1 protein-coding gene is annotated in these 209 nt (G+C 46.9%); it reads left to right on the forward strand.

What is annotated here, in order from left to right:
• Positions 1 to 209 (forward strand): prealbumin-like fold domain-containing protein (locus tag QVO88_RS10280; protein WP_288178005.1); only part of this gene is annotated, 209 nt, incomplete at both ends.

A 209-nucleotide genomic window follows, 5' to 3' on the forward strand; every position in this document is an offset into this window, starting at 1 on the left:
AAAACAGCATCAGCACAGGGCAACGGAACGCTTGCGGGAGCAGTTTACGGACTGTACAAGGACGGCGAGCTCGTAGATACCTATACGACCGATGAAAACGGATATTTTAAGACCAAAGAGTATGTCTGCGGAAACTACACTGTTCAGGAAATTTCACCAAGCGAGGGCTATCTCATTGACAAAACAGTTTACTCAGTAGGTGCAGAAGC

This window comes from Ruminococcus sp. CAG:57 (assembly GCF_000435935.1).
Classification (GTDB): domain Bacteria; phylum Bacillota; class Clostridia; order Oscillospirales; family Ruminococcaceae; genus Hominimerdicola; species Hominimerdicola aceti.